Here is a 21,929-nt window from a genome sequence, read left to right as displayed (position 1 = left end):
TTAGAATTTACCTTTAACGCCCAGCGCAAAGGTCATGCCGTACTCTTCAAACTGATAAGTGTAGGCTGAGCTACCCTGATACAGCTCAAGTGGTTCGTCTGTCAGGTTTACCAGCTCTGCCACCAGTTCAACATGCTTGCTCAGTTTATACGATGCTGTAACATCAACCTGAGTATGGGCCGCGACATAGATATCATAGTTGCTGTCATCACCTACTTCGCTTAAGAACTTGTCACGGTATGACACACTTAAACGGGTGCTGAATTTACCATCTTCATAACCCAGATACAGGTTACCGGCCCGCTCAGCAGATTCCGGTAAGCTAAAGCTTTCACCGGCACGCTCTGCGACGGCTAAATCGGTGTCGAGCAGAGTAAAGTTAGCACCCATTAATATCCCGGCAAGCGCCGGCTGGATAAAGCTGTGCTGCCACGCAAATTCAAAGCCTTTTACGCTGGCACTGAGTGCATTAACCGGGCGGGTTACATCAAAGCCGGCAAACTCTGCCACGTCGTTGCTGGTTAGCTCAACAATAAAGTTATCGATATCTTTATAAAACACACCGGCGGATAACAGGCTGCCATCGTTGTAGTACCAGTCTAGCAACAGGTCATAGTTTACGGCTTCGTATGGGTTCAGATCCGGGTTACCCAGCTCAACTTCGTTGTCTTCTAAATTTATCTGGGCACGGGGAGAAATATCATTAAAGCTCGGGCGCGCTATGGTGTTGGTCCAGGCGGCGCGTAGCACCAGATCGTCGGCCAGATCGTAGCTCAAATGCAAACCCGGTAGCAGGTTAGTGTAATCGCTGCTTACCGAACGGCTGCTGATTGCCAGCTCACCGTCTTCATTAAATGTCAGCTGGTTACCACTGGCAGAGTAGTCGGTACGCTCTACCCGCATACCGGCAATTAAGCGCCAGTTCTGTGCATCGTACGTCGCCATCAGGTAACCGGCCTGCACGTCTTCGTCGGCAACAAAGTCTTCACCTAGTGACAGCTGCGCATTTTCGGCCATATCTTGTGGCCGCTCGGTAAAATCACTGCGGTTTTGATTAAAGAAGTTGATATAAGCGCCAGAGCTGATGCCCTGGCCCAGATTGCCTAAACCATAAGACGGCGCACCTGTAGTAAACTGATCCAGCGTTGCGTCTGGCGTGCGGCGCAATTCAATAATATCGGTGTTGGTGTCTTTTTGTTTCCAGCGCAGATCGGCACCGGCTTTTAACGTCAGGTTGCTGTTGCCAAAGGCATAAGGCAGCTCAATATTGGCGCCAAGGTTATACTCATCGTCGTCGATGATTTTTGGCTCCAGTACCGCCCGATCCAACTCATAGTTGGCGTTGTCCAGGTGCGTAGTGTCAGCCACACCGTCACGTAAAATGGCAAAATTTGGCACACCATTGCCAATCGAATACGTTGCATCCAGCTCGTCACCGGTATATTCAAAACGGCCTTCGTTCTCGTCCAGTACCCGCTCACGGGTTGTTGATACACCAGCATAATAATCCAGCGTATAGCTGTTGCGGATATGCTCAGCCCCCAGGTTCAGTGCCAGTGTGTCTTGCTCTTTGGTACGGTAGCGCACGCGGCGGCGCAGTGCGTCAGGGGCTATTTCGGTAACCGTAGCAGCACTGCCGTCGAAATCAGTTAAACTGCCTTCTTCAAATACATAAATGCTACGCTGGCGGGTTTCTGCGTCACTAAAGCGGCTAAATACGGTATTGGCGAAATATTTGTTGCTGCTGTCCGGGCGGAACTCCAGGTTCAGGTTGGCGCCAATACGCTCACGGTTCACAAAGTATTTGCGCTGTTGCAGTTCAATTAAGCCAAAGGCTTCGCCGTCCTGATAATCAACCATATCGTAGGCCGCTTCTACGTTATCGGACTCCAGCTTGCGATCTAAGTAGTTAATGCCGAACGCTACACCAAAGTCTTTACCGTCACCGGATAAACTAAAGGTGTCGCTGGCGTTGAGGCTGAATTTCGGGCTGGTTTCGCTGCTCAAATCGTTATACGACGCTTCAGCGCGATAACGTATTTGCCGGCCGTCTTTCTCAAATGCAGACGCCGATTTTACATCTATAGCACCACCAATAGCATCGCCCGGCATATCCGGCGTAGGCGCTTTGGTAACCGAGATACCTTCGATAGAGCCGGTAGGAATAACATCCAGTGGCACCGCGCGTGAGCTGCCTTCTGGTGTACCAATACGCATGCCGTTTACTGTGACAGTGCTTAAACCGGCAGAGATACCACGCACGCTAACAAAGCGGCCTTCACCCTGATCGCGGCTGATTGACGTGCCGGGCAAACGCTGTAGCGATTCGGCGACGTTTTGGTCAACAAACTGCCCCATATCATCCGAGGCGATAAAGTTGGTTACCGCGTCTGACGCACGGTACAGATTCAAGGCTTTATTTTGCGCCTGACGTTGGCCTACCACAGCCAGGCGTTCAACTTCGTCCAGTTGCACTACAATTGCGGTGTTGCTGTTATCTGTAATGTTAATTTGCTGCGTCTGCGGCGGTAAACCAATATAACTGACTTCCAGTGTCACTGCGCCGGCAGCCAGATTACGCAGCACAAAGCGGCCTGAGGCGTCAGTAAATACTTGTTGCTCGGTGCCAGCTACTTTAACCAGTGCGCCCGCCAGTGGCGTGCCGCTGTCTACTTTTTGTACTATACCTTCAGCTACGCCAGCGGCTTGTACATAACCCGCTACCGGCAATGCCAGTGCCAGCATCAGGCCGCTTAACAGCGGGCGCTGGCGCAGGGTTACCGTGGTTTTGTTGCTTAACATATTGACATCCTTAAGATAATTTTAAGTTCTGGGCCAAATGTTAACAATGTCAGATTGCATTAGGGTGACATTGATATGTCACTAAAATGACAAAAAAGACAATTGAGGTTATTGTCATGTTATTGTCATCTGCTGCTTTTAAGCTCGGCCGCTTTGGCCTGTTGTCAGGAGTGCATGCTGTGCTGCGTTGTGGTTTACCACTAAGTTTTATATTGGCTTTTGCCGGTTTTGCGATAGCAGAGCCACAGTGGCAGGCCAATTCGGTTATTGAGGTAACACTGGGCCAGTTGCGTCCGACACAAAGTGTTATTGCCCATGAGCAGGTAAATTATAAGCTGGCACTGTACCGGCAAAACCGTCAGGCGTTATTCACTGATTTATGTGAAAGTGCCGGTTGGGGCAAAAAAGTCAGTTTTACGGCCAACTCAACACCACAGCAGCCCGGCAGTTATCAGTGTACCAATGCCGGGCAGAAAAAACGCAAAACACAGCAGATGAAAACAGCCGTGCTGGGCGCAGATAACCAGTTATATCTGACCGATGGTCATCACACCTTTTCAGCGTTTTATGATATGCCAGATGGCGGTGCAGAACTGCCGGTAGCCGTATATTTGCAGGCAAAGCTTGACGTGAAAGAGCAGCAAGCGTTCTGGCAACTTATGCAGCAGCAGGGCAACGCCTGGCTGTATGACGCCGCCGGAAACCCTATCGGCTATCAGCAACTGCCCGCCAGTTTAGGCCGCGCCAGTTTAGAAAATGATCCTTACCGTGCCGCCATGTATTTTTTACGCGATGGGGTTTGGGACAAACCCGAGCCCGCTATCCCTTTTGTTGAATTTTATTGGGCACAATATTTGCGCCAGCAAGACGGGCTGCAATTTCCGGGCTATTACAGCGGTGCTGACTATATACAATGGCTGGAACGTATTCATGGCCATTTAGCTGGTTTAAGCGCTAATACCGCTATTTTTGCCGGTTTTACTGCAGCAGATTTAGGCTGGCGCGGTGGTGTGCATTACCAGCAGCTAAGCCAGTTATTGTGCCAGCGCAATAGCAGCGGCGCCAGCAGTGGCAGGCTGGCGGTAGCGTTGCAGCAACGGGGCATGCCGGTAAATTGTGACAACAGACAGTATCTGGATCGTAATGCGCTGCACAGTGGGCTTAGCGCATTACCTCAAGCCACAAATGCCGATGGCAGTATTAATGTGTTGATTGAAATAGCCGCTGGCAGTGCAGACAAATGGCAGCAAGATAAACAAGCGCCGCTGCAACTGGAGTGGGAGCAACAAAACGGCGCTTTGCGCCAGGTGCAGTATCTGCCGTATCCGGTAAATTATGGCATTGTCACCAGCACTTTACTCAGTAAAGCGCAGGGCGGAGATGGTGATCCGCTGGACGTGCTGCTACTGGGCAGTGCCCTGGCACAGGGGACAATACAGCAGGTAAGGTTGGTTGGCGTTATGCGCATGCTGGATAACGGCGAGCACGACGACAAGCTGCTGGCGGTGCCATTAAACGGCACTTTTGCCAGCGTACATGATCTTGCCCAGCTACAGCAGTTGTTTCCGGGTGTCACGGCGCAACTACAAAACTGGTTTGAGCATTACAAAGGCCCGGCCGCTAAAATAACAGTGCAGAAGTTTGATGATGCAGCGGCGGCACTGACGCTGATAAAAAACAGCCAACTTTAAGGTTGGTTGTTTTCCTGTTGTAAAAACACCTGCTTTGGCATCAGGTTAATACTTTCATGCAGCTCAGAATAAACAATCACTACGTCGCCGCTTTTTAGCTGGCGTTTTACCATAGCAACTTTTTCTGCCATGGCCATTTCATACTCGCCGTAATCGGTGCCTTCGCGCAGTACATAGTATTCAATCAGATTGTTTAGCGTATCTTCGGCGATGTCGGTGTACGGAATAATCATTTTGGTAACTGCTCAGTAATAAATTGCGGAATGCGTTGGTTTAACCAGAATTTGGGTTTTAACGGGCTGCCATAAACAAAACCGACATGGCCGCCGCCGCTGGTTAGTTCGTAATGAATATGCGGGCTAAGCTCACTGGCCTTGGGAATCACGTCGTCGCTTAAAAACGGGTCGTCCTTCGCATGAATAATCAGCGTGGGTATGCAAATATGGCGTAAAAATGCTTTGCCACTGGCTTTTTGATAATAGTCCTGCGCGTTTAAAAAGCCGTGGATCGGTGCGGTGTAATACTCGTCAAACTGTTCAATACTGCTAAAACCCTGCACCTGTTGCGGCGTGAGTGGCAGCGGAAAATCGGTAAATTGCGTTAGTTTAAGCAAAGTGCTGCGCTTTAACCGCCCCAGCAGGTAACGCTGATACAGCTTGCTGCTACCGGTATTAATGCGTTTAGCACAGGCCGACAGCGACAGCGGCGGGCACACGGCAACTGCCGCCGACAACGGGTTGTGTTCAGCCTGCTCACCACAGTATTTCAGTAACACATTACCGCCAAGTGAATAACCTACGGCGACTAATGGCCGGTTCGGGTAACGGCGTTTAACTTGTGTTATCACCAACGCCGCATCGGCAGTATCGCCGCTGTGATAAGCGCGGGGCAGCTTGTTGGGTTTGCCGTTGCAACCACGAAAATGCAGTAATACCGCCGTCCAGCCCAGTGCATGGCATTGGGCCAGCATGGCCTGAATATAATGGCTGTTAATATCACCGGCTAAGCCGTGCAGCAAAATAACCACCGGGGCGTTGTCGCTGCTGTTTTCACTATGCAACCAGTTTAGTTGTACTTCATCGCCATCTGGCAGAGGTACGGTTTCTGCTTCGGTGTTCAGGCGCTGATTCGGGCTTAAATATTTGGCAAAAATGGTTTGCAGATGGGCATGTTTTAACCACCAGGCTGGCTGAAATGGGTTGGTTGATACTGGTCTGATCTGGTCTTGCAAAGTCGCGTATCCTGATAAACAATAAGTGAAGTTTTACTGCAGGTGCAGCACTATGGATCGGCGGCAATTTATTTTATCTGGCATAGCCTTAGGTGCTGCATCCAGCCTGGGGTTAGGTGTGCTTAGCTGGCAGCAAAGCCGGCAACCACATAACGATAACCTTGATCTGGTGCTTAGCGCACTGCTACCTGCGTTATTGTACGGTGCTTTGCCACAGGATGCGACTTTAGCTGCCGCTGAAATTAGCCGCACTAAAACTGCTGTTTTCGACTTTATGCCGTTTTTACCGCAGCGCCAGCAGCAAGAGCTGCACCAGCTGTTTAACCTGCTGGCCGGCCGGGTTACGCAACTGGCATTAACCGGCCATATCACTGCTTTAGCACAACTTTCGATTAGCCAGCGGTTGCAGTTGTTAAACCAGTGGCGTGACAGCTACCTTGGCTTATTGCAGCAGGCTTATCATGGCCTGCGCGAACTACTGTACGGTGCCTACTACGGCCAGAGTGAACACTGGCAAGCGCTGGCTTATACCGCGCCGCGGTTTCGCTAATGACAACAAACCATCTTGATGCCAGCCAGTTTACGCACAACCGGCAGTTTGAAGCGGATATCGTTATTATCGGTTCCGGCGCCGGTGGTGGTATTGCAGCAGAACAACTGGCACAGGCCGGTTTTAAAGTACTGCTGCTGGAAGAAGGGGCTTATTACACCCGCGACGATTTTGTGATGCAAGAGCGCTGGGCCTACCCGAATTTGTATCAGGAGGGGGCAGCGCGTAAAACCCGCGATCAGGCGATTGGTATTTTGCAGGGCCGCACCGTCGGCGGTTCAACCACCGTGAACTGGACAACGTCAATACGCACACCCAAGGCCACATTAAGCTATTGGAATAGTGAGTTTGGCATCAATTTTAGTGGTGATAACGATTTAGCCGCTTATTTTGCGATGGCCGAGCTACGGCTGAATATTCAGCAGTGGCAGGTAGCACCCAATGCCAATAACGCCAAGCTACAGCAGGGCTGTGAAGCGCTGGGCTGGCAGCATACGGTAATTAGCCGTAACGTTAACGGTTGCGCTAATTTGGGTTACTGCGGTATGGGTTGTCCGATTAATGCCAAGCAGTCGATGTTGGTCAGCACTATTCCCTCAGCTATGGCACTTGGCGCCACGTTAATTTCGCGAATTTCCGTGCGCCAATTGCACTGGCAGGGCGATAGCATAACCGGCCTTGAAGCGGTGCCGGTAGATCAACATTTTCAGCCGCGCACTGACCTGCGTATCCGCATTAAAGCAAAACACTATATTGTTGCCGCCGGCGCTATCGGCTCACCGGCGTTGCTATTGCGCTCCGGCGTGCCCAACCCGTCCGGCCGCTTAGGCAAACATACCTATTTGCACCCCAGTGTTATTTCCGGCGCCTTGTTCGATACTCCAATTAACGGCCACAGCGGCGCACCGCAATCGATTTACTCTGATCAGTTTGTCTGGCCGGCAGATAACAGCAAGCCTGGTTATAAACTGGAAGTACCGCCGCTGCATCCTGTGTTAATGGCGACTAAGCTGATTGGCAGCGGCGGGCAACATGCCGCCTTAATGCAGCAATTTAACCACTTACAAGCCACCATAGCGCTACTGCGCGATGGCTTTCACCCGCACAGCCAGGGCGGCACTGTGCTGTTGGACAGCGCGCAGCAGCCGCTGTTGGACTACCCCATCAGCGATTACCTGTGGCAGGGCATGCGCAGCGCCCTGCTGTCGATGGCCGAATTGCAATTTGCTGCCGGTGCTAAACAGGTGTTGCCCATTCACCACGATGCCAAATTGTATAGCAGCTGGCCAGAGGCCAAAGCGGCCATATTGCAGTTATCGATGGAGAAACTGCGGCAAACCGTGGTATCGGCGCATGTAATGGGCGGTTGTAATATGAGTACCAGCCCAACTAAAGGCGTGGTCAATCAAAACGGCCGCCACCATCAGCTGCAAAACCTGTCGGTATTCGACGGCTCTATTTTACCAACCAGCCTTGGCGCTAACCCGCAGCTAACTATTTACGCGTTGGTATGGCGTAATTGCAGATTGTTGATCGATGAGTTGAAGGCTGGATAAAACAATGGGGAACTTTAGCATCAACATTTCAAAGAGGTTTGCTCATTCGTCAAAAAATGGTCGTGGATATTGCGTCATCTGTAGTAGTTATGGTGATCTGAGTTTTGATCATGTTCCGCCACAGGGCTCTGTAATAATAACTAAAACAGAACAACGGCTTATTACAGAATCGACAGTTGACACATTCCATAAAGTGAAAGGGTTGATGTCAAAGAATGGTAGTAAATTCAGAACAATATGCAAATCATGTAATGGATTATTAAGTCTCGGCGACAATGAAATTGCCCGTATCTATCAAAGTTTGACGCCAGTAATCAGGCAGTATTTTGAGTCTCCGTTTGAGCTATACAGTTTAAAAAAAATCAGAATAGATACAAAAAAGTACACTCGATCTATGATTGGTCATATTCTCTCAGCTACTTCAGAGGAGGAATGTAAGGCTGAGTCGATCGAAGCTCCCTACTTTAGTCCGCTGCAACGGTTTGTATTGGGTGACGACAACGCGATCGCCGATACTCATGACATATATTACTGGTTTTATCCGTTCAGGCGGCATATCAGCGCAAAGATGGTTGGTTTTTACAACAATGGGCATCTTTGCACGATGAGTTTATTGTCATTTTTCCCTATTGCATTTCTAGTTGTCGAAAAAAATAAAGGGATATACCCTGCGCATGCCAAACGACTTGAAATTACAGATGAGTTTCTCTTTCTCGACCTTTCTCTATCAAATCATGCTTATATAACGTTTCCGTTTGTGGAATTGACGGGGAACCGTATGTATGCCGTCAAAGATGAACTTTGTATAGTCAGTTATCCAGTGGGTCAGTAGAACCCTAATAAGATTAGAATTTAATATTTATTGCAAAGAGTCAGCCACAGGTCCGGCTTGTTAATACATTGACGGATAGTGGGTTCTGAGACATTCAAAATAGTCAACGAATTACAGGTTGTGAAACATTACAGCAGTTGCCTAATCAGTCCCCGCTACTTATAGTGTCCTAAAGCTGTTTTCACGGACGGATATGACAACTAATTATAAGAAAACAATCTCTAGCTTCGGTATTCAGGGTTATAGAAGCTTTGGGTCCACCCCGCAGTTTTTCCCCAAGCTTGCTCAGATAAATCTTTTTATCGGCCAGAACAACTGTGGTAAGTCAAACGTTCTTCATGTTGTGAATAGGTTGTTGCCGAATGCACCAAGAAAAAATGCAAAATTAGATACTTTGGACTATCACCTTCCAGAAGCGGTTCACGGTGTTTATATCGAATCTGATTACCAAGAACGTAACCAAAAGCAAATTGATGAGGTAAATGCGAGAAAGCAAGCAAGACGTAATTTTACTAACGATGATAACGAGAAGCTGCAAGGCTATTATGCTCTTAAAAGTATCTTAGACGCGGCAGCTGACGGAGACGGAAAATTATGGTTTTGTTTTTCGCACAAGGGTGAGCTTATCGTGCCGCAGTTCGCTGGAGATATTCTACCCGTTCATTTGATTGAGCCGATTCTAAATATCTTTCCAAGAGTCTCATTTCAGAGGCACGAGTCTTTTCAATCAAAGATTAGTAAAATTTGGCCTCACTTATCACCAGAGTCTAAAGAGGCTTATTCTGCCATTTTTGTTCCTGCGATTCGCGCTGTAGGAAAATCTGGTTCTTCCCCGGAAGGTTTTGGTGGTGATGGAATTATAGAAAGGCTGGCAGAGCTTGAAAGTCCTAATATCCTTAAGCAGTCACTAAGGGATAAATTTGATGCAATAAATCAGTTTTTGCGTGAAGTAGTTGACTCTGACGGTGCCACAATCACGGTTCCTTATGAGCGCAATACAATCCATGTTCGTATGAATGACAAAGTACTGCCAATAGAATCGCTAGGGTCGGGCATTCATGAAGTGATTATTCTTGCCGTTGCTTGTACCTTACATGATGAGACAGTGATTTGCCTGGAAGAGCCGGAACTGCATTTAAACCCGTTATTACAAAAAAAGCTGATCCGTTATTTGCAAAAATCGACAAGCAATCAGTATTTCATAACCACGCACTCCGCAGCCTTTATGGATGTTAAAGATGCCGAGATTTATCATGTCAGGCTTGAGGATGGGCAATCCAAAGTAAGTCATATCACCGCAAACCAACACCGGGCGCAAGTTTGCTGGGATCTTGGTTATCACCCCTCGGATTTATTGCAAACCAACAGCATCATCTGGGTTGAAGGCCCGTCTGACCGTATTTACCTGAACTGGTGGCTTAGTCAGAAAGCGCCGGAGCTATTGGAAGGCGTGCATTTTTCTATCATGTTTTATGGTGGACAGTTATCACACCATATAACCGGTGGAGATGAAAAAGAACTGCTGGACGATTTTATTTCCCTTAGCAGAATGAACCGAAATTCAGCAATTCTGATGGACTCTGATAAAAGTACTGCCAGGGCTTTATTGAAAGCTAATACTCAGCGGTTAAGAAAATCGTTTGAGGAGCAACAGAGGCTTTGTTGGATAACGCAAGGCCGGGAGGTTGAAAACTACTTGCCTGCAGAGCAAATAGCAGAAGCTCTGGGTCACACTCACCCTGAGTCAAACATAGCTACAGAACTGGGTGTGTATGACAACCGTTTAACAATTAAGGCAAAGCGCAGTAAGTCCAAAGAAGTACAGGCAAGTAAAGTGAAGGTTGCTCAGTATATTACAGAGCACTTTCAACCAGACTTTACTATTCTTGACTTGGAGAGAAAGTTAGACGAGCTGATACATTTTATTAAAAATGCAAATCCAAAGACCTCGGTGGAGTCATTTAAACGATGAAAGTATTGCTGTTGTATAGCGTAGGGTCTGTGTTTACTGATTTTCATTCGAATGTTCAGCCAATGCAATGCCGGATATTACAGGAAGAATATTAGCTTTATTTTATGTAAACCGGCCTGCACCACCAGATATCCTTGTTGATTCATGCTAAGGTTTAACAAACTCCCTGTTGTAGTTGTTTCGCAGTTTTATGAATACTGACAGTTACAAAGCCCTTAGCCAATATATTGATTTACTGCTGGATGCCATCTGCGTAGTAGATAAAGACGGCCGTTTTGAATTTGTCAGCGCCGGTGCTGAACGTATTTTTGGTTACACCCCAGAGGAATTGTTGGGGCGGCCGATGATTGAGCTGGTACACCCGGACGACAGGGCCCGCACCTTGCAAACGGCCAATGAAATAAATGCTGGCGCGGTAAAAGTGGACTTTGAAAACCGTTATATCCGCAAAGATGGCCAGACAGTGTATTTGTTATGGTCGGCCCGCTGGTCAGACACCGATAAACGCCGTGTAGCCGTAGCACGGGACATTACCCGCAGCAAAAAAATAGAGGCGCGTCAGGCCGCCGTTTATGCTATTTCAGAAGCGGCTTTTGCCAGCGACGATTTACCCGGATTGTACAACAGCATTCAGCATATTATTGCTGGCTTAATACCCATGTGCCGCTTTGCCATCGTATTGCCAGATGCAAACAGCGGGCAATTAGACTTTGCCTATGATTCGCTACTGCAAATAAGTGCAGTGCCCTCAGGTTTTGACATTTTGGCATTATGTGCCGAGGTAGTCAGGCGCTCGGAAACTGTGCTGCTTACCGGCGATAATAAAGCGGAATTGCCAGCAAAGTTGCAGCAATTGTCAGTTGGCACAGCCATTAACTGGTTAGGTGTGCCGCTAAAATCACACACTGCGGTTATGGGCGCCTTAATGGTACAAAACAGTGCAGACGCGCCCCGTTACCGCAATAGTGAAATGGAATTGCTCGAGTTTGTTTCGGTACAGGTGGCAGTGGCCATAGAGCGCAAACAAATGCTGGATCGGCTGCACCGCAATGCGCTGTATGATCAGTTAACGCAATTGCCTAACCGTGAACTGTTTTACGACAGGCTGCAGCTGGCGCTGATCACGGCCGAACGCGAGCAAAGCCAGTTTGCGTTGTTATATCTGGATTTAGATAAATTTAAACAGATTAATGATAATTACGGCCATCATATTGGTGACGAATTACTGCAACATACTGCCCTGCGTATACAGTGCTGTTTGCGTAGCAGCGATACTGTGGCGCGCTTTGGAGGCGATGAATTTGTTATTTTACTGCAGCAGGTTGATAGTGAAGATCTCGCCCTGCTGCTGGCAGAAAAAATCCGCCAGGCGCTAAACCAGCCTTTTACTTTAGCTGACACGTCCTTGCAGGTGCAGCCCAGTGTTGGCGTGGCTTTGTATCCGCAGCACAGCAATGAAGCACAGGCATTAATGCTTAGCGCCGACAATGCCATGTACCGGGCAAAAAAAGCAGGTGGTAACAGAATTATGTTAAGCGATGCTGCGGTGGTAAAACACCGTGTTACAACACCTGGCGAGCCTGTTTAATTAAGCCTGCTTTAGCCCAACATCGCCAGTGCTACTGCTTCGGCTACTTTAATGCCGTCTATACCGGCGGATAAAATACCGCCAGCGTAACCGGCACCTTCACCTGCCGGATATAAACCTTTGATATTAATGCTTTGGTAATCTGCACCGCGTTTAATGCAAATAGGTGACGAGGTGCGTGTTTCTACCCCAGTCAGTAAACCATCGGCCTTAGCAAAGCCTTTAATTTGCCTGTCAAACGCTGGTATGGCTTCGCGAATAGCGGCAATGGCAAAGTCGGGCAGTACCTGTGTCAGATCAGTGAGGGTGATACCAGGGGTATAAGAAGGCTTAACATCGCCCAATTCGGCCGAGGTTTTGTCTGCTAAGAAATCACCGATTAATTGCGCCGGCGCATGGTAGTTTTCACCGCCGACTTTAAACGCTAAGGCTTCCAGATTGCGCTGCAACTCAATACCTGCCAACGGGTGGCCGGGATAATCACGTTCCGGGTCTATACCTACAACTATAGCGCTGTTGGCATTACGTTCGTGGCGAGAATACTGGCTCATGCCGTTGGTAACCACACGGCCTTGCTCTGACGCTGCAGCCACTACTGTGCCACCCGGGCACATGCAAAAGCTATATACGGTGCGGCCATTGTTACAGTGATGCACCAGTTTATAATCGGCGGCGCCTAAAATCGGGTTACCGGCATTGGGGCCAAAGCGGCATTCGTCAATCATTGATTGCTCGTGTTCGATGCGAAAACCAATGGAAAACGGCTTGGCTTCGACATAAACGCCTTTGTCATACAGCATTTGAAAAGTATCGCGCGCGCTGTGGCCCACTGCCAGCACCACATGGCGGCTGTTTAAGCGCTCGCCTGTTGCCAGCGTTAAACCTGTTATTTGGCCATCTTCAATATGTAAGTCGTCTACCCGGCTGCTAAAGCGAATTTCGCCACCCAGCTCAATAATGGTGGCGCGCATTTTTTCTACCATGCTTACCAGCTTAAAGGTACCGATATGTGGCTTACTTACATACATAATTTCGTCCGGCGCACCGGCGGCAACAAACTCACTCATTACTTTGCGGCCATAATGCTTAGGGTCTTTTACCTGGCTGTACAACTTGCCATCGGAAAAGGTACCGGCGCCGCCTTCGCCGTACTGCACGTTAGACTCGGGGTTTAGCTCTTTACCACGCCAAAAGCCGAAGGTGTCCTTAGTGCGCTCACGTACTTCTTTGCCGCGCTCTAAAATAATCGGCTTAAAGCCCATTTGTGCCAGCACTAAGCCGGCAAATAAACCACAGGGGCCAAGGCCGATAACAATGGGGCGCTCGCTTAGCATGGCCGGAGCCTGAGCGACAAATTTATAACTGGTATCCGGCGACGGTTTTACATGCTGGTCTTTGGCAAAGGTGTGCAGCAGTGCCGCTTCGTTATCCACCTCAATATCCAGAGTGTAAATAAGCTGGATATCGGTTTTTTTGCGCGCATCAAAGCCGCGTTTAAATACCGTAAAGCTATGCAGTTGCTCTGGTTTTAGTTTAAGTTTATCGATAATGGCGGCAGTTAGTGCATTTTCGTCGTGGTTTAACGGCAGTTTTATTTCGGTCAGGCGCAGCATAGGGTTTCCAAATCGGTGTCATTGCTGCGCAGCAACAGGCGGGCAGCTCACAAGATTAGGTTATTTTACGTCAAGCATCGGGTTATGTCCGTATTCGTTTTAAAACTGACGGACTTTTCAGCGAGAACCTGACTACTCTAAGCTAACCGTTGCAGGCCAGGATGGCCGAATCGAGCCCCCAGGGATGGGTTCACGGCGTGTTAGCGTGAGTTGTCAGGTTCGTGCCCGATAGCGACTGATAGGTTGTTTTTTCACAGCGCTGCAGTATGATCGCCCCCTGAAACAATAGGAATCGATACGCTATGGCCTTTGTGGTGCTGGATAACTGTATAAAATGCAAATACACCGACTGCGTTGCGGTATGCCCGGTAGATGCTTTTTTTGAAGGCCCCAACTTTCTGGCCATAGATCCGGTTATTTGCATTGATTGCGGCTTGTGTGAGCCGGAGTGCCCGGCCAATGCCATAGTGCAGCAAGATAAAGTGCCGGCAGAGCAGCACGGTTTTATTCAGCTAAATGCTGAACTGGCTGCGCTGTGGCCAAATATCCGCGAAGTAAAACCGGCGCCAACCGATGCCGATGCCTGGAATGGCGTGCCGGATAAACTGCAGTATCTGGCGTTAGAGTAAGCTCTTCAGCTCTTCGCGGTTTGTGCCAGCACCATATCAAATACCCATGGTCTTAATGCTACTAATAACCCAACACCTTTTTTGTCTGTAGATTCGGTTGCCAAATCTAACTCAGCCAGCTCAGCAAAGTGTTCACTAAGCTGGGTTAAACGGCGCTGTAAAATGCTGACAGACGCACTGGACAGCTCGGCAGTTTCCAGACGCAGTAAATGCCCCGGTGCAGTAAAGCTGTCATCAATAAACATCATTTTCACCTGTTGTTCATAGCGACGGCGCACTGGGCCATTTGGCCGCCACTGTAAATCGCGTGCTACCAGCAACCGCACTTTGTTGTAAGGCTGCAATTCAATCAGTTTTAAGCGATCCAGTGCAGCTAACAGCCGGGTGCTTTTAAGTTCATCCAACTGGTAGCGGCTATTAATCTTCGCAGGTTGCCAGCCATTTAACAGCAGGTATAAATATGTCAGCAGGATAGGGTCATCGGCCAGTGCCTGTTCTTGTGCCGGGCTTAATTGTCTGGGCAGGCTGTCTTTTGCCAGGCTGCTCATTTTCGCCAGTTCATACAAGCTGATATCCAGAACCCGGCAAATTTGCTCCAGCCGGTTTAGGGTAAAACTATGCTTGGCAAAGATACGTTTAACGCTGGCCTCACTTAGCTGCAGTTGCTCTGCTAAGTGGCGATAGCTTATGCCTTTGGCTTTCAGGCAGTGCTTTAGTGCAGCAATCAGTTGATTGGTTTGGTTCGTCATAGTCGCCTTAGTCGCGCCTTAAGGTAGCGGAATCTAATACTTTGAATGTTTGTATAGCATAAGTTGCTAACTGTCAGCTAGTGTCGGCGCATAACCTGCAAACAGGAGTTATGTTATGTGTAATAAGCCAGAGCCAGCGGTAGTTGTAAATGATGTGCATGCCAAATTAAACCCAACTGTGATGCAGCGCTATTTGCAGCCAAAAACAGTGGAAGAGGTAATAAACGTTGTAATACAAGCAAATAAAGACGGCAGCACTTTAGTTGTTGCCGGTGGCCGTCATGCTATGGGCGGGCAGCAATTTGTTACCGGCGGTGTACTGCTTGAACTTAGCCGGTTAAACCAGTTGGAGCACTTTGACCCGCAGCTGGGGCAGGTAACAGTTCAAGCCGGTATGCAGTGGCCGGAGTTAATGCGTAAATTACATGTCATGCAACATGGTGCCAGCAGGCAGTGGGGCATCAGGCAAAAGCAAACCGGAGCCGACCGGCTGAGTGTGGGTGGTGCTATTGCAGCCAATATTCATGGCCGGGGCCTGAATATGCCGCCTTTTGTGGCTGATATTATCAGTTTCGAGCTGGTGAATGCCGATGGCCAGTTAGTGCATTGCAGCCGACAGCAGAATACAGAGTTATTCCGGCTGGTGGTGGGAGGCTATGGTTTATTTGGTATTGTTGTAACAGCAACCCTGCAATTAGCGGTACGACAACAGGTAGTGCGCGAGGTTGAGCTGTGTACTTTAGCGCAGATGATACAGACGCTGCCACAACGGATACAAGCCGGTTATTTATACGGTGATTTTCAGTTTGAGACGGCGCCGGCATCTCCGGGCTTTTTGCGCCACGGGGTATATTCCTGCTATCGCCCGGTAGCCACAACACCGATAGACAAACAGCAACTGCGCCTTAGTAAAGCCAATTGGCAGCAGCTGTTGTATCTGGCCCATACTGATAAAGCAGAGGCATTTCGCCGGTTTTCACAGTTTTACCTGGCATCCAGTGGCCAGCGCTACTGGTCAGATAGCCATCAGTTAAGTATTTATCTGGACGATTATCATCTGCTGCTTGATCAACAGTTAGCCCGGGGCTGTGCCGGTAGTGAAATGATTACCGAGCTTTATGTGCCGTTGCCAGCATTAGAACACTTTATGGCAGACTGCGCAGAAGACTTCCGGCGACATAACGTAGACTTAATATATGGCACGGTACGGTTTATCCGCCGCGATACGGAAACCGTATTAGCCTGGGCCAGACAAGACTATGCCTGCGTCATTTTTAACCTGCATATTGATCATCAGCCAGCTGCAATCGCCGCCTCGGCGACACATTTTCGCCGCCTGATTGATATTGCAATTCGGTATCAGGGTAGCTATTTTCTTACTTATCACCCCTTTGCCACTAAACAGCAAGTTGTTGCCTGTTATCCGCAGTTTGCCAGGTTTTTGCAGCAAAAACGTGTTTACGATCCTGCGCTGCGCTTTCAAAGCAACTGGTACCGCCATTACAGCGACCTGTTTAACGGGGAGTTAAAATGAGTAATACCAGCCTACTTATTTGTGTCAGCCAGTGTTGGCCGGGGTCCCCGGGTGATGGGCCTGGCAGCCTCAACCAGCAACTCGCCAGGCAAGTATTACAGCACAGTGGATGGCGGGGCCGCTTGTTACTGGCCATGTTGCGCTGGCGATGGAGCCGCGCTTTATTTAGCGACCTGTTGCAATGTAGCCTGCCGGGTATCATGGCGCACTATCAGTGGCGCAAGCGCCATATTAATGCCTGGATACAGCAACAGGTAGAACAGCAGGGTATTGAGCAATTGGTAATTATTGGTGCCGGTTTTGACGCGCTGGGAGCCATATTCAGTGCCAAATATAAGCATCTGCAGGTAGTCGAAATTGACAGGCCCTGCACCATAGCTATAAAACAGGCGGCTTTACACCGCTTAAATGCACTGTCGCCAAACCTGTGTATCAAAGGTGCCGATCTGGCTTGCTGCAGTGTGGCTGAATTGCTGGCAGACACCGCCGCATTTTCTGCTAACCGGCCAACGCTGGTATTGGCTGAAGGCGTGCTGATGTATATAACAGAGCCAGCAATTAAAACCTTGTTCCAGCAATTGTGCCAAAGTGTGAGCGCCCCGCTGCAGCTTGTGGCCACCCAGATGCAGTTGGATCAACAGGGCCGGCCTCAATTCGCTCAGCAACGCTGGTTGGCCGATATAGCGCTGGCGATCAGTAAAGAACGTTTCGTCTCAGGGGTTGTGCGAAAGGACTTGCCAAATTGGTTAGCCGGCATGGGGTTTAGTTTGCAACAGCTGGTTCCGGCAGGCCTGCCGGAAAACGCCGATCCTTGCCCCGGCGAGCTGCTGTTTTATGCCAGTGCATTACCGGCAAAACCGAAACCTTATTAGCAACTGCAACTATTTACCGTCGGGCTGCTCGTGTCCGACTTTATACATAAAGTACACGGCGTAAAAAATACATAAGCCAATCACTATAGCCAAGCCGCTAAAAGAGATAAAAATTACCGGGTCGTTTAAAAATTCTTGCCACAGGTTCATAACCTTACCCTCTTGCTGTGTTGTTAGCGCAAGTGTAGGCAAAGCAATAACCGGCTTAACTGATACAGATCAAAGATTAGCCGCTGTGCTGCTTTAACCGTTTGCTGGCTTGACGCAGATCAAGTATTTGCGCTGACAGTGCGTCGATATCAGCGTTGAGTTGCGCTAAATACAGCTCCAGCAACGGTGCGGCTTTCTTGCTTAGCGCCGGACAGTGTTGCAGCAGCAGCTGTTGTTCCAGCTTTTCCAGTTCCAGCTCGGCTTGTAGCAACGCCTGCTTTAACGTCTGCTGTTGTGCCGGCAGTAGCGGGGCTGCAGCGCTGTTTTGCCGCAGTGTGCGTAATGGCTTGGTAAACTGCGCGCTGAAGTTTTCCAGTTTTGCTGCCAGTTGCTGCAGCTCAGAGGCGGTTAAGCTAAGCTGCTGCTGTTCTAAATAGCACAGTAGCAGCAGCAGGTTAACGTTGGCGCTCAGCTCATTCTGCCATTGCAGACAGAGGTTTTTTACCTGAGGGTAGAGTACAAGGCTAAATTGCCACAGCTGTTCCGCGCTGATCGGCTCAGCCATTTTGCTGTGATGGTTAAGCATTGTTTTGCCAGAACTGCGCAGTTTTTTGCTCCAGTTCATCCTGTGCCATAAACCAGTCTTCTTCAATACTGGCCAGGCTGCTGCTGGCGCTGGCTTGTTTCGCCAGCAATTCGGTCAGCTCAGCTTTACGTTTAGCGTCGTAAATATCGGGGTCGGCCATTTTTTCTTCTATCGCCGCCAGCTCTTTAGTCAGCTTTTCCTGTTGCAGCTCCAGCTTTTCCACTTTTTGCTTTACAGGCCTGAGCAAATTGCGCAAGTCAGCTTCCAGCCGCTTCTGATCTTTACGCACCACATTACTGCTGGCTGGCGTATCAGCCTGAGCGGCATTGGCTGCTTGCCGTGCATCTTGTTGCAGCCACTGGTAATAGTCGGTCAAATCGCCGTCAAAGGGTGCTACGCGGCCATGGGCGACTAAATAAAACTCGTCGGTACAGCTGCTGAGCAAATGCCGGTCGTGCGATACGATAACAATGGCGCCTTCAAACTCCTGCAGCGCCATCACTATGGCTTCACGCATATCCAAATCAAGGTGGTTGGTTGGTTCATCCAGCAGTAACAGATTGGGGCGTTGATACACGATTAAGGCCAGTACTAAACGGGCCTTTTCGCCGCCGGAAAATGGAGCACAGGCTTCCAGTGCTTTATCACCATGAAAGCCAAAACCACCCAAAAAGTCGCGCAGTTTTTGCTCGGGTACTAACGGGTCTAACCTTACCAGATGCTGCAAGGGGGAATCCTGTGGCCGTAGCGTCTCCAGCTGATGCTGGGCAAAATAGCCCAAACTTACGCCGTTGGCATACCATACTTCACCGCTTTGCGGCGTCATACCACCAGACAGCAGTTTAATTAGGGTAGATTTACCGGCGCCGTTGCGGCCAAGCAAACCAATGCGGCTGCCGGGCAACAGCTGAAATTTAATCTGGCTTAAAATAATATTGTCGGCGTAACCAGCCTGCACGTTTTCCATTTTTAATAATGGATTGGGCAGTGCTTTGGGTTCACGAAAGCTAAAGCTGAACGGCGAATCTACATGCGCTGGCGCTAACACAGTCATCCGCTCCAGCGCTTTAATCCGGCTTTGTGCCTGGCGCGCTTTGGTGGCCTGAGCTTTAAAACGGTCGATAAATTTTTGTAGATGCGCCACCTGGCGCTGCTGTTTGTCAAAATTGGCCTGATGCTGTGACAACTGCTCAGCGCGCTGGCGTTCAAACTGGCTGTAGTTGCCTTTGTACACTGTCAGCGTTTGGCGCTCGATATGCACAATATTGTCAGTTACCGCATCAAGAAAGTCGCGGTCGTGGCTGATAAGCAGCAGGGTGCCCTGATAGTTAGCCAGATACTTTTCCAGCCAGAGTACGGCGTCTAAATCGAGGTGGTTAGTGGGTTCATCCAGTAATAACAGTTCGGCGCGTTTCATTAACGCGCGTGCCAGGTTTAACCGCATACGCCAGCCACCAGAGAACGATTTGACGGCGTGTTGTTGTGCTTCACCACTAAATCCCAGACCGTCGAGCAAAATACCGGCTTTGGCTTCAGCGCGGTAGCCGTCTAAGGCTTCAATTTGCAGGTGTATTGCGGCTAAATCACTTTCGCTGCAACCGGTGCGCACTTTTAACAGTAACGGAAATAACTGCTCGTCACCTTGCAGTACATAATCCATCGCGCTGCAGTCCAGCGCGGGTGTTTCCTGTGCTACGGTGGAAATATGCCAACTCGAAGGAATACTGATATTACCAGCATCGGCGTGCAGTTTATTTTGCAGTAAGGCAAACAAGCTGGATTTACCACAGCCGTTAGCACCGACAATTCCCACCTTTTGCCCCGGAAATACGGTAAGATCGGCGCCCTGAAACAAACACTGAATACCGCGGCGCAATTCGACCTGTTGCAGTTGGATCATGTTTTTTCCTGTGTACTGAATTGGGTTGCTAATTTACCCGTATAACGCCAACAAACCAAGGCTTGGCGGATAAAATCGCCGTGGTAACCTGATGAGGTGCGATATGACAACACGTAAAAAGAAACGTTTTATTGCCGGCGCCAGCTGCCCGAAATGCAAGGCGGTAGACACGATGATGTTGTTTTTGGAAAATAACGTAGAAAAAGTCGAATGCGTGGCATGCGGCCACCAGATGGTGCAGCCCGAAGCGCAGATAGCCAAAGCCAGCCGCGCCGCCGAGCAGGTTATCGGCGTTTTTAAGCCGGAATAACCTGCAGCATATCTGACAGGCAGCGTATTACCCTAAGCTGACCGTTGAAGGCATGGATGCCTGAGTCGAGCCCCCATGGATGGGTTTACGGCGTGTCAGCGTGGGAAATGCGCTGCTTGTGCAACAATCATGTATTCGACATTTATTTGCTCTAATCAATAATGCGGCGGTGGTGGCTCTTCCTCCGGCCGCAATATACCCTGATCGTCCGGCAGGTTGCGTAGTTTCTCGGCCAGCAGCATTACCTGCTGGGCCAGCCGGTCTATGCGTTTTTGGTGCTCCAGCAATTCATTGCTTAAGCTGTTTACCGTATCTTCCTGAAACGCCAGTTTGCTCTCCAACTCAATAATATGCAGCTGTAATTCCTGCTCACTTGGTGTCATCTGTTATCTCCCATACTTCGGCTATGCCACTGGAGCTTTCGCTTATCAGCTTGTTGTCTGTTAAAAATGCTACCGCATGCACTACCGCGCTGGGCGGGCGGCTGTCTGGTTTTACGCCGACTTGCCATTGCTGCAACTCGCGGCCGCTTTGCACATCCCATAACGCCAGTTTGCGAGTGGGGGCGCCAGTGGCGAGATATTTACCATCGCGGCTAAAGCGTACTGCACTGAATATTTGCTGGCGGGCGGTAAATTTTAACGTGCTGACTAACTGGCCGGTTTGAATATCCCAAATTTGCGCTAAATCCTGGCTGTCGGCAGTAAAGGCATAACGGCCTTGCGGGTCCAGTGCTACTTTGGTTACCCGGCTGGGGTGGCTAAAGCTATATAAAATTTGAGCGCTTTGCGTATCCCACAAATGTGCTTTGTAGTCGTTACCGCCGGTTAAGGCGTAACGGCCATTGGGTGACATGGCTACACTGTTAATGCGCTCGGTATGGCCTAAAAACTCCAGCCGCCGGCCTGATGCCAGCGTAATATGCTGCACACCACCATTACTTTTACCAATTAATAAATGTTCACCGTTATCCGAAACGGCTACGTCGCGCACGGTAGCGGCATCTAATTGCCAAAACCCGACATTTTCGCCGTTACTAAGCTGCCACAACGCATAGGTGTTTTGATCTGCCGTGAACACATGGCTGTTGTTATGGCTTATTGCCAGGCTAAACACCAGATTTTCAGCGCTGTCCTGATGCTTCCACTGGTATTTTAACGCATTGGTTTGCAAATCCCACAACGCCACACCATCCTGAATTGACGATACAGCACTGTAGCGGCCATCATCTGACAAAGCTGCGGCGTAGCTACCCTGAGCCACATGCGGAAATTGTTGCACCGGTGGCGTTGATGTCAGTTTTTCGCAGCCACAAAGCAGTAATAGCAGAAAAAACACAGGATATTTCATGTCGGGTGTTAACC

General features: G+C 49.3%; 20 protein-coding genes. 10 read left to right on the top strand and 10 right to left on the bottom strand.

Translation table 11 applies throughout. The annotated features are described in order from the left end of the window. Positions 1–2,802: a TonB-dependent receptor gene (locus tag MJX74_RS02535; protein WP_240220627.1), complete on the bottom strand. Its 2,802-nt coding sequence runs from the start codon at positions 2,800–2,802 to the stop codon at positions 1–3. Between the two features lie 86 nt (positions 2,803–2,888). Here MJX74_RS02535 and MJX74_RS02530 point away from each other — a divergent pair, with 86 nt between their 5' ends. Next, complete coding sequence (locus tag MJX74_RS02530; RefSeq protein WP_240220625.1) at positions 2,889–4,493, top strand: ParB-like protein; 1,605 nt, start codon at positions 2,889–2,891, stop codon at positions 4,491–4,493. Here the strand turns inward: MJX74_RS02530 and MJX74_RS02525 are convergent. After that, positions 4,490–4,726 carry a YheU family protein gene (locus MJX74_RS02525; protein WP_240220623.1) on the bottom strand — a complete coding sequence of 79 codons (237 nt, stop codon included), beginning with the start codon at positions 4,724–4,726 and terminating at the stop codon, positions 4,490–4,492. The genes MJX74_RS02530 and MJX74_RS02525 overlap by 4 nt on opposite strands. Next, complete coding sequence (locus MJX74_RS02520; RefSeq protein ID WP_240220619.1) at positions 4,723–5,724, bottom strand: hydrolase; 1,002 nt, start codon at positions 5,722–5,724, stop codon at positions 4,723–4,725. The genes MJX74_RS02525 and MJX74_RS02520 overlap by 4 nt, the downstream gene beginning before the upstream one ends. A gap of 52 nt (positions 5,725–5,776) precedes the next feature. Here MJX74_RS02520 and MJX74_RS02515 point away from each other — a divergent pair, with 52 nt between their 5' ends. The 5 genes from MJX74_RS02515 to MJX74_RS02495 all read left to right on the top strand — a co-directional run bounded on the left by MJX74_RS02515 (position 5,777) and on the right by MJX74_RS02495 (position 12,222). Further along, the gene (locus tag MJX74_RS02515) at positions 5,777–6,274 is read left to right on the top strand and encodes a hypothetical protein (RefSeq protein WP_240220617.1); all 498 of its coding nucleotides are present in this window, start codon (positions 5,777–5,779) and stop codon (positions 6,272–6,274) included. After that, positions 6,274–7,830 (top strand): GMC family oxidoreductase, encoded by a 1,557-nt coding sequence (locus MJX74_RS02510; protein WP_240220615.1) that lies wholly within the window; start codon positions 6,274–6,276, stop codon positions 7,828–7,830. Before MJX74_RS02515 ends, MJX74_RS02510 begins: the two co-directional genes overlap by 1 nt. A 4-nt stretch (positions 7,831–7,834) precedes the next feature. After that, positions 7,835–8,662, top strand: a complete 828-nt coding sequence (locus tag MJX74_RS02505; RefSeq protein WP_240220613.1) for a metal-binding protein — start codon at positions 7,835–7,837, stop codon at positions 8,660–8,662. Positions 8,663–8,855: 193 nt separating this feature from the next. Further along, positions 8,856–10,634 (top strand): ATP-dependent nuclease, encoded by a 1,779-nt coding sequence (locus MJX74_RS02500; RefSeq protein WP_240220611.1) that lies wholly within the window; start codon positions 8,856–8,858, stop codon positions 10,632–10,634. Positions 10,635–10,824: 190 nt separating this feature from the next. Beyond that, positions 10,825–12,222: a diguanylate cyclase domain-containing protein gene (locus tag MJX74_RS02495; RefSeq protein ID WP_240220609.1), complete on the top strand. Its 1,398-nt coding sequence runs from the start codon at positions 10,825–10,827 to the stop codon at positions 12,220–12,222. An 11-nt stretch (positions 12,223–12,233) separates the two neighbouring features. Here MJX74_RS02495 and MJX74_RS02490 read toward each other — a convergent pair whose 3' ends face one another. After that, positions 12,234–13,835 (bottom strand): NAD(P)/FAD-dependent oxidoreductase, encoded by a 1,602-nt coding sequence (locus MJX74_RS02490; RefSeq protein ID WP_240220607.1) that lies wholly within the window; start codon positions 13,833–13,835, stop codon positions 12,234–12,236. 302 nt (positions 13,836–14,137) lie between these two features. On the opposite strand from MJX74_RS02490, the gene fdxA reads away from it, so the two are divergent. Beyond that, complete coding sequence (fdxA, locus tag MJX74_RS02485; RefSeq protein ID WP_240220605.1) at positions 14,138–14,464, top strand: ferredoxin FdxA; 327 nt, start codon at positions 14,138–14,140, stop codon at positions 14,462–14,464. 5 nt (positions 14,465–14,469) lie between these two features. On the opposite strand, the gene MJX74_RS02480 is transcribed toward fdxA, so the two are convergent. After that, the gene (locus MJX74_RS02480; RefSeq protein ID WP_240220603.1) at positions 14,470–15,213 is read right to left on the bottom strand and encodes a helix-turn-helix domain-containing protein; all 744 of its coding nucleotides are present in this window, start codon (positions 15,211–15,213) and stop codon (positions 14,470–14,472) included. A gap of 115 nt (positions 15,214–15,328) precedes the next feature. Here MJX74_RS02480 and MJX74_RS02475 point away from each other — a divergent pair, with 115 nt between their 5' ends. Together MJX74_RS02475 and MJX74_RS02470 are read left to right on the top strand one after the other, a co-directional pair. Continuing rightward, on the top strand, positions 15,329–16,747 hold the full coding sequence (locus MJX74_RS02475; RefSeq protein ID WP_240220601.1) for an FAD-binding oxidoreductase: 1,419 nt from the start codon (positions 15,329–15,331) through the stop codon (positions 16,745–16,747). Next, complete coding sequence (locus tag MJX74_RS02470; RefSeq protein ID WP_240220599.1) at positions 16,744–17,619, top strand: class I SAM-dependent methyltransferase; 876 nt, start codon at positions 16,744–16,746, stop codon at positions 17,617–17,619. The genes MJX74_RS02475 and MJX74_RS02470 overlap by 4 nt, the downstream gene beginning before the upstream one ends. A 9-nt stretch (positions 17,620–17,628) precedes the next feature. On the opposite strand, the gene MJX74_RS02465 is transcribed toward MJX74_RS02470, so the two are convergent. From MJX74_RS02465 to MJX74_RS02455, 3 genes are all read right to left on the bottom strand, one after another. Beyond that, complete coding sequence (locus tag MJX74_RS02465) at positions 17,629–17,769, bottom strand: DUF3149 domain-containing protein (protein WP_240220591.1); 141 nt, start codon at positions 17,767–17,769, stop codon at positions 17,629–17,631. A gap of 76 nt (positions 17,770–17,845) precedes the next feature. After that, a complete protein-coding gene (locus MJX74_RS02460; RefSeq protein WP_240220590.1) occupies positions 17,846–18,355 on the bottom strand; it encodes a TIGR02444 family protein in 510 nt (169 codons plus the stop codon). After that, on the bottom strand, positions 18,348–20,255 hold the full coding sequence (locus tag MJX74_RS02455; RefSeq protein ID WP_240220589.1) for an ATP-binding cassette domain-containing protein: 1,908 nt from the start codon (positions 20,253–20,255) through the stop codon (positions 18,348–18,350). Before MJX74_RS02455 ends, MJX74_RS02460 begins: the two co-directional genes overlap by 8 nt. 103 nt (positions 20,256–20,358) lie before the next feature. Here MJX74_RS02455 and MJX74_RS02450 point away from each other — a divergent pair, with 103 nt between their 5' ends. Further along, complete coding sequence (locus MJX74_RS02450) at positions 20,359–20,565, top strand: YheV family putative zinc ribbon protein (protein WP_240220588.1); 207 nt, start codon at positions 20,359–20,361, stop codon at positions 20,563–20,565. A gap of 155 nt (positions 20,566–20,720) precedes the next feature. Here the strand turns inward: MJX74_RS02450 and MJX74_RS02445 are convergent, their stop codons facing one another. Both MJX74_RS02445 and MJX74_RS02440 read right to left on the bottom strand, forming a co-directional pair. Beyond that, complete coding sequence (locus tag MJX74_RS02445; protein WP_240220586.1) at positions 20,721–20,948, bottom strand: SlyX family protein; 228 nt, start codon at positions 20,946–20,948, stop codon at positions 20,721–20,723. After that, on the bottom strand, positions 20,935–21,915 hold the full coding sequence (locus tag MJX74_RS02440) for a WD40 repeat domain-containing protein (protein WP_240220584.1): 981 nt from the start codon (positions 21,913–21,915) through the stop codon (positions 20,935–20,937). Before MJX74_RS02440 ends, MJX74_RS02445 begins: the two co-directional genes overlap by 14 nt. Positions 21,916–21,929: the final 14 nt, after the last annotated feature.

Source organism: Rheinheimera hassiensis, from assembly GCF_022436675.1.
In the GTDB taxonomy this organism is placed as follows: Bacteria; Pseudomonadota; Gammaproteobacteria; order Enterobacterales; family Alteromonadaceae; genus Alishewanella; species Alishewanella hassiensis.
The sequence above is the reverse complement of the archived record's forward strand: the minus strand, read 5'-3'. Positions and strand labels throughout refer to the sequence as shown.